The sequence below is a fragment of the Aureibaculum luteum genome, assembly GCF_003449015.1.
GTDB lineage: Bacteria > Bacteroidota > Bacteroidia > Flavobacteriales > Flavobacteriaceae > Aureibaculum > Aureibaculum luteum.
In genome coordinates, this window is record NZ_QRGD01000007.1 from 100,662 (window position 1) to 114,235 (window position 13,574).

Below are 13,574 nucleotides of genomic sequence, written 5' to 3' on the forward strand. Positions count from 1 at the left end.
TTAAAGATTGTTTTTTATAGCTAAAATATAACCATAATGAATACCTTCATGAAAGTTATTAAATTCAATGGCATCTGATATTGAATTTAGAGTTACGTTAGCACTTGTGGTATATGAAGTAAAAGATTTAAACATACCGCTTTTATAATCAGTTTCAAATTGATCTACTAACTGAAGTAATTGCGATTTTATAAATTCTAATTCTTGTGCTGTCATATCATTTTCAGGTACCGTACCCTTACGATATTTCTCAATAATTTTATCAGAAATATACATTGGTAATCCAGAAAATTTATAACAGAGTATCTGTTGTGTAACTAATAAATGACCAATATTCCAAGCTATATTATTATTAAACCCTGCGTGTATTTTATTGAGTTGTTCCAATGAGTAATTATCAATTAATTTTAAAATTAATAATCTATTTGCCTTTAAAATATCAAATTGTTTCTCCATATTTTTTAATTTAGCGTGAAATTAAAGTTTTAAATTTTAAATCTGATAGAATGAAAAAAATATATTTTTTAAAAACTTGTGATACCTGCAGAAGAATTTTGAAAGAAATTAATACTGATGATTTTATGCTTCAAGAAATTAAGACAACACCAGTAATTGTTAGTCAATTGGAAGAAATGTATGTTATGACTAATAGTTATGAAGCACTATTTAATAAGCGGGCAAAAAAATATACAGCAATGGATTTAAAAAACCAAAGCTTGACTGAGGAAGACTATAAACAACTTATTTTAGAGGAGTATACCTTTTTAAAACGCCCCGTTATTATTGTAGGCGATAAAATTTTTGTTGGAAATGCAAAAAAAACAATTGCAGCATTAAAAGCATTGTTAGGTTAGTTTTTCACATACTAATAGAAACGTTAAAAGGAAGGGAAAATAAATATATTAAAGAAATTTTGAATAACTTAGGAGTGAAATTTGGGGTACATAACTTCTTAGGAGATGAAAATTTACATTTTAATTCTATTTTCTTTAGTTCTTAGTATTTCTTATGCTCAAAAAGAGAAGAATTCAGATATAAAAGTTGGCGACGGTATTTTTAATGCTAATTTCATTTCAACCACAAAAATTACGGACCAATTATTTATAGAAAATGGCATTAGTGTTGGGTATAATTTTGACGCCATGAGCTTTGAGTTACCCGTCCATTTTAAGTATAAAATCAATCAAAAATTAAGTGTTTTTGCAGGGCCAAGCGTTTATGCTACACGTAATATTTACCGTTATGGTAACTTATTAAATTCGACTGGTCTTGGATCTTCTGCAGAAATAGGTTTACAATATGATTTTACCGAAAATGCATATGCTAATTTTTTTTATAGACATAATTTTAACGCAGCGGAAAATAGCAATTTAGGCCTTAACAATATGATTAACAGTGTCAATTTTAAATTTGGCTATCGATTTTGATGAGATATTAATCTAATTTCAATCTCTACTAATTATTCTATTTTTTTGCGTACAACATAGGATTTAAATCATCGTCATTGTACATTTTCATCTGTTTGTAGACTTTCATGTATTTTTTTCCTAGTGATATATCATTCAGTAACTCGTCAATTGCAGTGGTTAAATCAACGCGTTGTTCCGAAAGAATATCTAACTTTAATTGACAATTTACTCTATGTTCTTCAGAAGCAGAGGCTCTATTCGCTTCTTCTTGCATGTGATAAATTTTTAATGCTAATATCGATAACCTATCGATTGCCCAAGCCGGACTTTCTGTGTTAATGGTTGCTTGTGGTTCAATTGTAATATTTTTAAATTTATCAAAGTAATAACCATCAATATATTCAACCATATTGGTTCTATCTTGATTTGAAGCATCAATTTTTCGTTTCAAAGTCAATGCTTCTTCAGGATTAATATCTGGTAAACGTATTATATCTTCATAATGCCATTGTACCGTGTCAATCCAACATTTTCTATACAGTAAATGTTCTAAAGTATTTTTATTAAAGGGGTTTTCAAAAGATTGATCAACGGAATCTTTTAAGTGATATTTTTTAATAACACTGTCAAATAAATTGTTAAATTTTGATGCTTGCATTTTTTACGAAAATTTTCTTTCAATAATATTAATTAATCTCGCTTCATACTCTTCCTTTCCAGCCCAATTATAATCTGGTTTAATTTGATTATAAATAAAATCTTTGGCCTCTTTTTCAGTCTTTAAGGTATTTAACTGAGATAAAACTCTATTAAAATCGGCTTGACTAAAATTAAATAAATTCTTTACAAAAGCGATTCTATCATTTAAACCTATCTGGATGGTCTGATTAAACATCTTATCATTCAATGTTTTTTTCTCGGCAGGTCTGTCATCGTCGTCAAAAAGTGTAGATGTTTTGTCTGCAGAAATAGAATCTCTAAACTCTTCTTTCGAACTTATTTGATTAGCTTTTAATTCTCTAATGTCAATTCTAACCTTGTCAAATGTAGGTTCAAACATGCTTTTTTCTTCAACCTCTCTTTTTGGAGTAACTGGTTTCTCTTTTATTTTTACAGATGTTTCAACTTTATGAACTACTGGAGTTATAATCCTTTGATTTTCAATTTTAGTCTGAACTTCTTTAATTAGTTCTTCTTTTGTTTTTTTAAGATTTGGAGTTGTAACAATGTAATCATCTACAAATGATAATACACAAAGTTTTTCATAAACTAATCTTGCCTTCTCTTTTAAAGCCAAAACATCATCTTTATTTTTCATTTGTAAAATACTATGAGCTAGGCTCACTAGCTCCGCTTCCAGTTTTTTGTGCATAAAATGATAATTTTATTTATGTTGTAGGACTAATTTTTAATAGATTTGTTATGATTCTATAATCACAAAACATATTACTAATATTACAACGCTTAAAATTACAAAATGTTTCTCGAAAATACAGTAAATCAGGCAGAACAATTTGGTTGGATAGAGGTAATCTGCGGTTCAATGTTTTCTGGTAAAACGGAAGAATTAATACGTCGACTAAAAAGAGCTCAATTTGCGAAACAAAAAGTTGAGATCTTTAAGCCAGAAATTGATACACGTTATGATGATGAAAATGTTGTTTCTCATGATGCTAATGAATTCCGTTCCACCCCAGTACCAGCAGCAGCAAACATAAGAATTTTAGCGAATGATGTCGATGTAGTAGGTATAGATGAAGCCCAGTTTTTTGATGATGAAATTGTAGCTGTTTGTAATGACTTGGCAAACAGAGGTGTTAGAGTTATAGTAGCAGGGTTAGATATGGATTTTAAAGGGAATCCGTTTGGACCCATGCCCGCATTGATGGCTACTGCTGAATATGTTACTAAAGTACATGCCGTTTGCACTAAAACTGGAAATTTAGCACATTATAGTCATAGAAAAATAAAGAATGATAATTTGGTGTTTCTAGGTGAAACGGAAGAGTATGAACCCTTAAGTAGAGCTGCCTATTATAAAGAAATATTGCGAGAAAAATTAAAGCATGTAGAGGTTAAAGATGCTGAAAAAATTACACCTAAATCAAAATTGTAAATGACTAAAACGGCCGAAACGGTTTTAGAAATTGATCTAAATGCACTTCAGCATAATTTTGAATACATAAAGTCAAAATTAAAGGCTAATACAAAAACTTTAGCGGTTGTAAAGGCTTATGGATATGGATCAGACGCATGTGTCATTGCGAAACATTTAGAAAAACTAAATGTAGATTACTTTGCGGTAGCTTATGTTGATGAAGGCGTTGCATTACGTGAAGCTGGTGTTAAAACTCCAATTTTAGTTTTGCATCCGCAAATTGTTCATTTTAACCTTTTAATTGAGCATTGCTTAGAACCTAATTTATATAGTGAAAGGGTATTAAAAGCTTTTATTGACTTGACGGAATCTGAAAATCAAAAAGAGTATCCCATACACCTTAAATTTAATACCGGTTTAAATAGATTGGGTTTTAAAATAGAAGATGTTGATACAATTGATGATTATTTAAAAAAAACAAAATCAATAAAAATAGCATCTATATTCTCCCATCTTGTAGCCAGTGAAGATTTAAATGAAAGAGAATTTTCAGAGAACCAAATTAATAGTTTTAACAAAATTATTGATAAATTTAAATCAAAACTAAACTATCAACCCATATATCATATGGCTAATACTTCAGGGATATTAAATTATCCCAATGCTCATTTTGATATGGTTAGGATAGGAATCAGCCTTTATGGATTTGGTAATGACCAAAAATATACGGAACAATTAAGGAATGTAGCTTCATTAAAATCTATCATATCTCAGATTTATACTATTAACAAAGGAGAATCGGTCGGGTATAATAGAGGTTTTACTGCTGATAAAAAAATTATAACAGCAACCATACCCATAGGCCATGCTGACGGTATCCATAGATCTTTCGGTAAAGGCAAAGGGTATGTAACTATAAACGGATCTAAGGCTCCCATAGTTGGTAATGTTTGTATGGATATGGTAATGGTTGATGTTACGGATATTAATTGTAAAGAAGGAGATGAGGTGATTGTTTTTAATAATCAACAGACAATAATTGATTTAGCATCCGCTATTGATACAATTCCTTATGAAATTATAACAGCAATTTCACAACGTATAAAAAGAATTGTTAAGTAAATGTTAAATTTTTGTATATTTACGACCTATTAACCTATTAAATAAAACTAAAATGTTAAAAGAATTTAAGAATTTTATTATGTCAGGCAATGTTATAGACTTTGCCGTTGCTGTTATTTTGGCTGGTGCCGTTGGTCTTATGGTAAACGGATTTGTCAATGATATTGTTATGCCTGTTGTTGGCCATTTTGCTGGAGGTATGGACTTTGCTAGTTTGAAATACGTACTATCTCCTGCAGAATTAGCTGCGGATGGTGCTGTCGTAAAAGCTGAAAATGCTGTACGATGGGGAGCATGGATCAATACTATTATTAATTTAATTATTGTTGGTTTTGTATTGTTCATGATAGTAAAAGCTTACAATAAAACTAAGAAACCAGTTGAAGCTGCTGCACCAGCAGGACCTTCTCAAGAAGATTTATTAGCTGAAATTAGAGATTTATTGAAAAAATAATTTTCGAAAACCAAAATCAATTGACCTAAAAAACCCGAGTTGAAAAACTCGGGTTTTTTGTTTTTTAGAAATAAAACGATTTATTGTTTATGTTTCTTTGAGTGATACACTTCTGCAATTGTAGGATTCTCATATGCTGTTTCAAGTAATATCAGTTCATCATCAACAGTTACATTACCTTTTTTTAGTACTTTAAAATAGACACCACATTTAGTAGAATTCCAGAACTGTTTAACAATTGATTGGTCATTAAATCGAATACCTAACTTATAACATGGCTCTCTAGGTTTGGTAACTTGAATTTTGACCTCACCTAATTGATAAATTTCACCCACATGTATTTTGGTTTCTTCTAACTGATTGAATGTTATGTTTTCGCCAAAAATGCCGTATTGCCAATCTAAATTAGGGTGTAGTTCTTTAAAATAATGATAATGATTTTCTCCATAGGCATAAACCGCCTTATCAATACCGCCATGGTGTTTCCTGTCTACAATAGCATCATTTTTTACAAACTCTGTATCTAAATAAATTGCTTCTTGCACAGGTGACTTAAAGATGCCCGTTTCAACAATTTTATTTCGCCATTGAATAGTTCTTTTTTCACCGATATTAAGAGATATAATTTTCATTGATTTTAAGTATTAGTGTGTTAATGAAAAATAAGTGAAAGAGTGATTTTTTTTGTGTTTAGGAGCTTTAAGATTGTACTCTTTTTGCTGTTAACTTATCTGCTATTTTTCGGTCATTTGATAATCTTGGTATTTTATTTTGTCCACCTAATTTACCTATAGATTTCATATAATCTTGAAAACCGTCTTTTTTTATTTTGGTTACTTTAAGTGTCTGTAGAATATTTCCGACAATTAAATCGTAATAATACGAGTTTTGTTCTTGCATTTCACGGTCGATTTTACTGATAAAATCGGTCATATCAGCGGGCTCTTTTTCAAATTCAATAAACCATTCGTGATAAGGTAGTCCACTATCTGGATTGGTTTGTGGAGCAACGGTAAATTCGTTTACTGATATGCCTGTTCCTTCTGTAGCCGCTTTTAAAGCATGTTCAACCTCCTTTGCAATAACATGCTCACCAAATGCAGAAATAAAGTGTTTTATTCTTCCAGAAACTATAATTCTGTATGGTTTTAACGAGGTAAATTGAACGGTATCTCCAATATTGTATGCCCAAAGACCGGCGTTAGTTGAAATTATCATTACATAATTTACTCCCAGTTCTACATCAGAGACAGTAATTCTCTCCGGGTTTTCATCAAAGAAATCATCTGTTTTTATAAACTCATAGAAAATGCCACCGTTCAATAGGAGTAGCATTCCCTTTTCATTTTGTTTGTCTTGATAGGCAAAAAAACCTTCTGAAGCAGGGAAAAGTTCAATAGAATCAACTTTTTTACCTATCATTTTCTCAAACTTATTCCGATAGGGCTCATAATTTACACCACCATAAACGAATAAATTAAAATTTGGGAAAATTTCGCTAATACTTTTACCTGATTTTGCTGTTAATTTTTCAAAATACATCTGTACCCAAGAAGGAATTCCACTAATTAAAGTCATATCTTCTTGTATTGTTTCTTCAACGATGGCATCTACCTTAGTCTCCCAGTCATCAATACAGTTGGTTTCCCAACTTGGCATTCTGTTTTTTTGTAAGTAATTAGGCACAAAATGTGCAACAATGCCTGATAGTCGACCTGTTTTTATACTTTTTTTTTCATCAATTATGGGGCTGCCTTGAAGAAATATCATTTTACCATTAACAAAATCAGCATTACCAGTGTCAGCGATATACATTAATAAAGCATTGCGGGCCGCTTTTATATGAAAAGGCATTGATTCTTTGGTGAGAGGAATGTATTTAGCACCAGAGGTAGTTCCAGAAGTTTTCGCAAAATAGAGTGGTTTACCCCGCCATAATACATCAGATTTACCTTGTAGAATTTGTTCAACATATGGTTTTAAATCTTCATAATCTCTAATGGGAACATTCGCTTTAAAATCTTGATAAGAATTAATATTCTCAAAGTTATGATCTTTACCAAATGCGGTGTTTTTTGCTTGAGCAATTAGTTTTTTAAAGACTTTTTCTTGCGTCTTTTTGGGTTTTGCAGCCCATTTGTAGACCCGATTTTGGATCCGTTTAGCAATAGGTTTCGCTAAAATAGATTTGACATTCATTATTTAAAATCTATAAAGTTTAGGGGATTTACAGGAAAACCATCATTCCATAGCTCAAAATGTAGGTGAGGGCCAGTTGAAAGCTCGCCAGTTGAACCTGCATTAGCAATTGCTTCACCGGTCTTTACAATATCACCTTGCTCTTTATGTATAGATGAATTGTGTTTGTATACAGATAAAAATCCCTTTGCATGTTCTAAAATAATAACAAACCCAGTTTCTGCTGTAAACCCAGTAAAAATTACGGTGCCATCAGCCACAGCTTTTACCGGAGAATCTTTTTCTACGGCAATATCTATTGCATAATGTTTTTCTTTGGGATTAAAAACATCCGTTATTTTACCTGAAATAGGAGCAAAGAATACCAAATCTGTTTTTTTGGTAGCTTTTTCAAAAACACTAAACCGATCTTCACGTTCAACTTCTTCTCTAAATATAGAATCTAAAGGTGAAATTTTGGAATCTAAATTAACATCTTCAATACGAAGTTGTTCTTCAATAGAATCTCTATTTACAGCAATATCTTTAACTTTACCAGTGAGTACTTGTTGAATATTGTGTAAATACAAATCATTTACGGCTAGTTTTTGCTGTAAAGAATCCACTTTATAAACCAAATCAGTTGCTTTTCTTTTTAAAGCTGTAGAAGAATAACCAGGAATGTATTCTTTTAGCGGAGTAAAGGCAATTAAAAAAATGGTAGAACCAATTAAAATAACTGAAAATAAAGAGCTTAATATTAAAACATTAAGCCTGTTGAGTTTAAAAGAAAAACGTTCTTCAAAAGTATCTTCATTTAATACCACAAAACGGTATTTAAACGTAAGTTTCTCTTTAATTTTTGCTTTATTTTCCTTTTTTTTTGCCATTAGTTAGTAACAAATATACAACGGTTTTTTGATTTTAAAATGGTTTATAAAACCGCAAAATTATATATTTTCATAATTCATCTAGTATTACTTGTAAAAGTTCATTTCATCAATATACTGCCAAACTTTACAAGGTAATAGCGGTTGTATATTTTTCTGATTGGCAATAGCTTTACGAATAAACGTAGAGGATATTTCCATAATCGGAGCATCTACAGGATGAATCTTTGGGTGATTATCAAATCTAGTTATAGGTTTTTCACCAGAATAAATTCTAGGGTATACGTAAATATTGTATCCTTCTAGAATTACCTCATAATTTTTCCATTTATGGAAAGAAGCCAAATTATCTTCACCCATAATCAAGTTAAACTGATGTTGCGGGTGTTTTTCTGCCAAATAAACAAGCGTATTGATGGTGTAATTGGGCTGAGGTAAGTCAAACTCAATCTTTGAAGGTCTCAATTTTGGATAGTCTTCCGTAGCAAGGTTTACCAATTGATACCGATGGTTATCTGACAATAAGGTCGATTTTTTTTTAAATGGAGAATGTGGTGTTATCACCATCCAAATTTCGTCTAATTCAGAAAACTCAACCATATGGTTGGCAATGGCCAAATGTCCTACATGAATAGGGTTAAAAGTCCCAAAGTACAAGCCAATTTTCATTTAATTACATTTTTAGCTCCCACAAATTCAGCAACCAACTCTTCGGCTTCATTTAAGGCAACTGCTAAATCGTAATTTTTTATAATTTTATCAAATTGTGGAGCAGTAGCCAGTTCAACTGAAGCTTTTGCAATACGCATATTAATGCGATCTTCACTTTCCGTTTTCCGTTTTTTTAATCTAATTTTCAATTCGTCAACACTTGGTGGTTTTACAAAAACGGCCAACGTTTCTTTAGGAAATTTCTTTTTTATCCTTAATCCACCAGCAACATCAATATCGAAAATTACATGTTTTCCTAATGCCCAAATTCGTTCTACCTCACTTTTTAATGTACCATAAAAATTATCTCTATAGACTTCTTCCCATTCTAAAAAGTCATCATTTTTAATATGATTTTTAAAACCTTTTGTACTAATAAAATAATAATCAGAACCATTAATTTCTTCACCACGAGGTTCACGGGAAGTAGCCGAAATAGAAAATTCTAAATTCAGGTTTTTTAGCCCCAACAAATGTCTTACAATTGTAGTTTTTCCCGATCCTGATGGTGCAGAAAACACAATGAGTTTACCTTTTTGTTGATTAGATATTTTACTTGAAGACATATATTTCTTTACCTTTTTAGAAACACTAATAAATACTTAGCAGTGTTTAATTATTTAATTGAGTTAATAATTAGCGTTAACTACCAGTCTGTTATGTTAAAATAATACTGATTGGTATGTATTTTATAGCGTTTGATTATAAAACATTTAGTAACTGTTCCTTTATTTTTTCTAATTCATCCTTCATTTGTACCACAACTTTTTGCATTGGAGCAAAATTAGATTTAGAACCTGTTGTGTTTATTTCTCTACCAATTTCTTGGCAAATAAAACCTAGCTTTTTACCATTAGATTCTTCACTAAGTAATGCTTGTAAAAAATAATCTAAGTGATTTTTTAAACGAACTTTTTCTTCTGTAATATCTAATTTTTCTAGATAATAAATTAGTTCTTGTTCAAACCTGTTTTCGTCTACATTTTGCACTAAATCAGACACTGCTTTTTCAATACGTTCTCGAACTTGAGCCAAGCGTTGAATATCTAAATCAACAACTTCGGCAGATAGTTTTTGAATGTTTTTTATACGTGTAGTAAAATCATGTGCTAAGACAGCACCTTCATCGGCTCTATAAACCAATACCTCATCAATGGCTTCATCAATGGTTTTTTCAATCTCTGTCCACTCTGTTTCATCAAACTCTTCACGGTTTGTTTTTAATACATCGGGTAATCGCATAGCTATTTCTAATAAACTTTCAGAAGCCACTTCTGTAATACTTCTTAATTGGTCTATATAGCTGTTAACAACTTCTTGGTTAATTGTTGAGGTTGTTTCGCTACCCGTACTTTCAATATAAATTGAAAAATCTACTTTACCTCTAAATAATTGTTGTGAAAGTTTACTTCTAATTTCGAGTTCTTTTTCTCGGTACATTGACGGTACTCTAACGTTTAAATCTAAGTTTTTGCTATTTAACGTTTTAATTTCAACGGTAACTTTTTTTTGAGATAGTTCAGTTACGGCTTTACCGTATCCTGTCATAGATTGTATCATATAATATGGGTAAGTTTCACGCAAATTTACGTAAAATATGTTAACAGGCTTCTATTGTTTAGCTCTGTTAACTGAGGTTACCATATAAACTCCCACAAAAATTAAAAGGGTTGCTAAAATTTTAACGCTGCTTAGCGTATCACTTTTAGTAAGAAGGGCGTAAGCAGTTGCTATTACAGGTTGTAAATAAACGAAGGCACTTAATGTTGTGGGTTTTAACTTGGTTAACGCAAATAAGTTTATCAAATAAGCAAAGAAGGTGGTAAAAACAATTACAAAACCAATATTGTAATATATTGATGTTGGAATATTATTCCATTGTATGTCTATCACTTCGCTAATTCCGAAAGGAATAACTAAGAGAAGACCAAAGAGATATAGCCATTTTATAAAAGTTAAAGGATTGTATTTAACAGTGAGTTTTTTAACAATTATTAGATATAAACCGTACGAAGATGCGTTTATAAAAATGAAAAGATTACCTAAAATTGGATGATCACCAGGTACAGCACTTTTACCATAAACTATTAAAATAATTGCTCCCGTTAAACCTATTAGAATACCAACAACTTTTGGAATAGTTATTTTTTCTTTTAAAATAATTGCTGAAAGTAGTAATACTATAATGGGTGTAGAAACCATGATAGCCGATGCATTTATTGGACTAGTCATACTTAAACCTTTAAAAAAAGCAAGCATATTGATACAGACTCCAAATAGTGCAGCCAAAAATATTCTCAAAAAATCAGCCTTGTCTATTCTTTCGCTAGTGGTAAACAAACTTAAAATCCAAAATAGTATTGTAGCACCTAATACACGTATTACAATAAAACCAAATGGTTTTATGTACATTGGCATAACATCTTTTGCTACCGTATAATTTATACCATAAATTAGAGCAACAATAAAAGCGGCAATATAAGCTCTTGTTTTATTATGCATAGCTTCATTCAAAAAAGAAAAAGTAACGATTTGAATTTCTCAAATCATTACTTTTTAATACAATTAATTTATTTTTATTTACTAATTATTTAGCAGCATCGTAACGTCTTTCAACTTCATTCCAGTTGATTACATTAAAAAATGCATTGATATAATCAGGTCTTCTGTTTTGATAGTTTAAGTAATAAGCATGTTCCCAAACATCGAGACCTAAAATAGGTGTACCTCCACAACTTACATCTGGCATCAATGGGTTATCTTGATTTGGTGTTGAACAGATTTCAACCTTACCACCTTTATGAACACATAGCCAAGCCCATCCTGAACCAAACCGTGTTGCAGCAGCTTTTGCAAAAGCATCTTTAAAAGCATCAACAGTTCCATATGCAGATTCGATAGCTTCTTTTAATGGACCTGATAAACGTCCTTTACCTTCAGGATTCATAACCTCCCAGAATAAACTGTGGTTATAAAACCCACCGCCATTATTTCTAACAGCTGCATTACTCATATCTAAATTTGTTAAAATATCTTCAATAGATTTTCCGTCTAAGTCAGTGCCTTTAATTGCATTGTTTAGATTGTTTGTATATCCTGCATGATGCTTGGTGTAATGTATTTCCATAGTACGTGCATCAATATTTGGTTCTAACGCATCATATGCGTATGGTAATTTTGGTAATTCAAAAGCCATGATTTTATATTTTTTTATGATTAAACTCTTTTTGTGAATTGAATTTTCAATTCTGAATTTCAAATATAAAAATTTTGAGACTAATAGTCGGTTGAATCGTATAGAATGTTTTTATTTAACGATAGATTAAGATTATGTTGATTACTACCGAACTCTTAATTGTTGTAGTGCTTTATTCACTGAGTTGTAAGTAATATGTTGGTTGTTTAATGAGTTTACAAGCATCATTTTCTCATCTTTGGTTGCCTCCAATTGATTTAAAATATTATTCAAGTGCATTTTCATGTGACCTTTCTGAATGCCAGTAGTGGTTAAGGCTTTTAAGGCTGCAAAATTTTGAGCCAATCCTGCAACGGCAATAATCATCATCAATTCTTTAGCGGAAGGGTTTTGCAGTAAGTTTAAAGATAGTTTTGATAACGGATGTAAATTAGTTAACCCACCAACGGTACCTAATGCTAATGGAATTTCTATCCAAAATTTAAAAACACCATCATTGATTGTACATTGACTTAGGCTTTTATATTTACCACTTTTTGCTGCATAAGCATGCACACCTGCTTCAACAGCTCTAAAGTCATTTCCAGTAGCGATAACAACGGCATCAATACCATTCATAATTCCTTTGTTATGTGTAACTGCTCTATAAGGTTCAACTTGGGCAATTTGTAATGCCTGATAGAATTTTTTGGCAAACTCCATCCCGTTTTCACCTAAATCGTCAATGTCACAGCTTACTTCAGCTTTGACCAAACAATCTGGAATATAATTTGACAAAATACTCATCACTATTTCTACATCATCTTTTCTGAAAGTATTGGCAATCGTTTCTAAGCAAGAATTAATAAAATTGGCTCCCATACTATCTTTTGTTTCGAAAGTAACATGGAGTTGGTAGTAATTATCTAAATCAGATGTTTTATCTCTAAGTTCAATATCTAAAATTCCACCACCGCGTTTACGCATGTTTTTTGTGATGGATTCCGTAGCTTTTAACAACGTTGGTTTTATAGCATTGAAATATGTTTCTAAATTTAGATACGCACCAGCATACATAAAATGTACTTGGCCGATTTTTGTGGTTGACAAAACTTCAGCTTTAAACCCACCTCTTTTACTCCAAAACTTTGCCACTAATGATGCTGCTGCTACAACTGAGCTCTCTTCAATGACCATAGGTATAACATAGGCCTTATTGTTTATTGTAAAATTGGGGGCTACGGCGAAGGGTAAATAGTAATTTGAGATGGAATTCTCAATGAATTCATCATGTAATTGTTGTAATTTTTTATTTGGATTGAGGTATTGGTTTAAAACAGAATGTGACTCTGGAAAGTCAGATAAAAAATTATTTATAAGCCAGGTTGTTTTTTCTTCTTTATCGAGTTTAGAAAACCCCGTTATAGTCTTAGACATCTATAATTTGCATTTAGTTCTGTGGTAAAGATACTATTCAAACTTAAATTATCAGTTTTTTACACCAATTTTCGACTTAATTTCCGTAAACTTGAAACAC

Annotated in this window: 17 protein-coding genes; 5 read left to right on the forward strand and 12 right to left on the reverse strand. The window is 31.1% G+C overall.

Translation table 11 applies throughout. From position 1 onward, the window contains the following. Positions 1-456 (reverse strand): DinB family protein, encoded by a 456-nt coding sequence (locus D3P13_RS15615; protein WP_117883809.1) that lies wholly within the window; start codon positions 454-456, stop codon positions 1-3. A gap of 50 nt (positions 457-506) precedes the next feature. Between D3P13_RS15615 and D3P13_RS15620 the strand changes: the two genes are divergently transcribed. Both D3P13_RS15620 and D3P13_RS15625 read left to right on the forward strand, forming a co-directional pair. Next, positions 507-854, forward strand: a complete 348-nt coding sequence (locus tag D3P13_RS15620; RefSeq protein WP_117883810.1) for an arsenate reductase family protein — start codon at positions 507-509, stop codon at positions 852-854. A gap of 105 nt (positions 855-959) precedes the next feature. Next, entirely contained in the window at positions 960-1,427 is a 468-nt protein-coding gene (locus tag D3P13_RS15625; RefSeq protein ID WP_117883811.1) for a hypothetical protein, read from the forward strand. A 37-nt stretch (positions 1,428-1,464) separates the two neighbouring features. Here the strand turns inward: D3P13_RS15625 and D3P13_RS15630 are convergent, their stop codons facing one another. Then, positions 1,465-2,067 carry a DUF4254 domain-containing protein gene (locus tag D3P13_RS15630; RefSeq protein ID WP_117883812.1) on the reverse strand — a complete coding sequence of 201 codons (603 nt, stop codon included), beginning with the start codon at positions 2,065-2,067 and terminating at the stop codon, positions 1,465-1,467. A 3-nt stretch (positions 2,068-2,070) separates the two neighbouring features. Continuing rightward, complete coding sequence (locus D3P13_RS15635; protein WP_117883813.1) at positions 2,071-2,781, reverse strand: hypothetical protein; 711 nt, start codon at positions 2,779-2,781, stop codon at positions 2,071-2,073. 105 nt (positions 2,782-2,886) lie between these two features. On the opposite strand from D3P13_RS15635, the gene D3P13_RS15640 reads away from it, so the two are divergent. The 3 genes from D3P13_RS15640 to mscL are packed head-to-tail and all read left to right on the forward strand — an operon-like array spanning position 2,887 to position 5,083. Beyond that, positions 2,887-3,525: a thymidine kinase gene (locus tag D3P13_RS15640; protein WP_117883814.1), complete on the forward strand. Its 639-nt coding sequence runs from the start codon at positions 2,887-2,889 to the stop codon at positions 3,523-3,525. Next, positions 3,526-4,629 (forward strand): alanine racemase, encoded by a 1,104-nt coding sequence (gene alr, locus D3P13_RS15645; RefSeq protein ID WP_117883815.1) that lies wholly within the window; start codon positions 3,526-3,528, stop codon positions 4,627-4,629. 52 nt (positions 4,630-4,681) lie between these two features. Further along, a complete protein-coding gene (gene mscL / locus D3P13_RS15650) occupies positions 4,682-5,083 on the forward strand; it encodes a large conductance mechanosensitive channel protein MscL (protein WP_117883816.1) in 402 nt (133 codons plus the stop codon). Positions 5,084-5,163: 80 nt separating this feature from the next. On the opposite strand, the gene D3P13_RS15655 is transcribed toward mscL, so the two are convergent. From D3P13_RS15655 to D3P13_RS15695, 9 genes are all read right to left on the reverse strand, one after another. Then, positions 5,164-5,715: an MOSC domain-containing protein gene (locus tag D3P13_RS15655; protein WP_117883817.1), complete on the reverse strand. Its 552-nt coding sequence runs from the start codon at positions 5,713-5,715 to the stop codon at positions 5,164-5,166. Between the two features lie 67 nt (positions 5,716-5,782). Further along, the gene (locus D3P13_RS15660) at positions 5,783-7,282 is read right to left on the reverse strand and encodes a GH3 auxin-responsive promoter family protein (RefSeq protein WP_117883818.1); all 1,500 of its coding nucleotides are present in this window, start codon (positions 7,280-7,282) and stop codon (positions 5,783-5,785) included. Continuing rightward, positions 7,282-8,151, reverse strand: coding sequence for a M23 family metallopeptidase (locus tag D3P13_RS15665; protein ID WP_117883819.1), 870 nt, complete (start codon positions 8,149-8,151; stop codon positions 7,282-7,284). The genes D3P13_RS15660 and D3P13_RS15665 overlap by 1 nt, the downstream gene beginning before the upstream one ends. A gap of 87 nt (positions 8,152-8,238) precedes the next feature. Continuing rightward, positions 8,239-8,820 (reverse strand): nicotinate (nicotinamide) nucleotide adenylyltransferase, encoded by a 582-nt coding sequence (gene nadD, locus D3P13_RS15670; RefSeq protein ID WP_117883820.1) that lies wholly within the window; start codon positions 8,818-8,820, stop codon positions 8,239-8,241. Beyond that, complete coding sequence (gmk, locus tag D3P13_RS15675; RefSeq protein WP_117883821.1) at positions 8,817-9,428, reverse strand: guanylate kinase; 612 nt, start codon at positions 9,426-9,428, stop codon at positions 8,817-8,819. The genes nadD and gmk overlap by 4 nt, the downstream gene beginning before the upstream one ends. Before the next feature lie 136 nt (positions 9,429-9,564). Next, positions 9,565-10,422 (reverse strand): YicC/YloC family endoribonuclease, encoded by an 858-nt coding sequence (locus D3P13_RS15680; RefSeq protein WP_232829217.1) that lies wholly within the window; start codon positions 10,420-10,422, stop codon positions 9,565-9,567. Between the two features lie 51 nt (positions 10,423-10,473). After that, entirely contained in the window at positions 10,474-11,364 is an 891-nt protein-coding gene (locus D3P13_RS15685) for a DMT family transporter (RefSeq protein ID WP_117883982.1), read from the reverse strand. An 85-nt stretch (positions 11,365-11,449) separates the two neighbouring features. Beyond that, positions 11,450-12,058 (reverse strand): superoxide dismutase, encoded by a 609-nt coding sequence (locus tag D3P13_RS15690; protein WP_117883823.1) that lies wholly within the window; start codon positions 12,056-12,058, stop codon positions 11,450-11,452. A gap of 144 nt (positions 12,059-12,202) precedes the next feature. Further along, entirely contained in the window at positions 12,203-13,474 is a 1,272-nt protein-coding gene (locus D3P13_RS15695) for a hydroxymethylglutaryl-CoA reductase, degradative (protein WP_117883824.1), read from the reverse strand. Positions 13,475-13,574 lie beyond the last annotated feature (100 nt).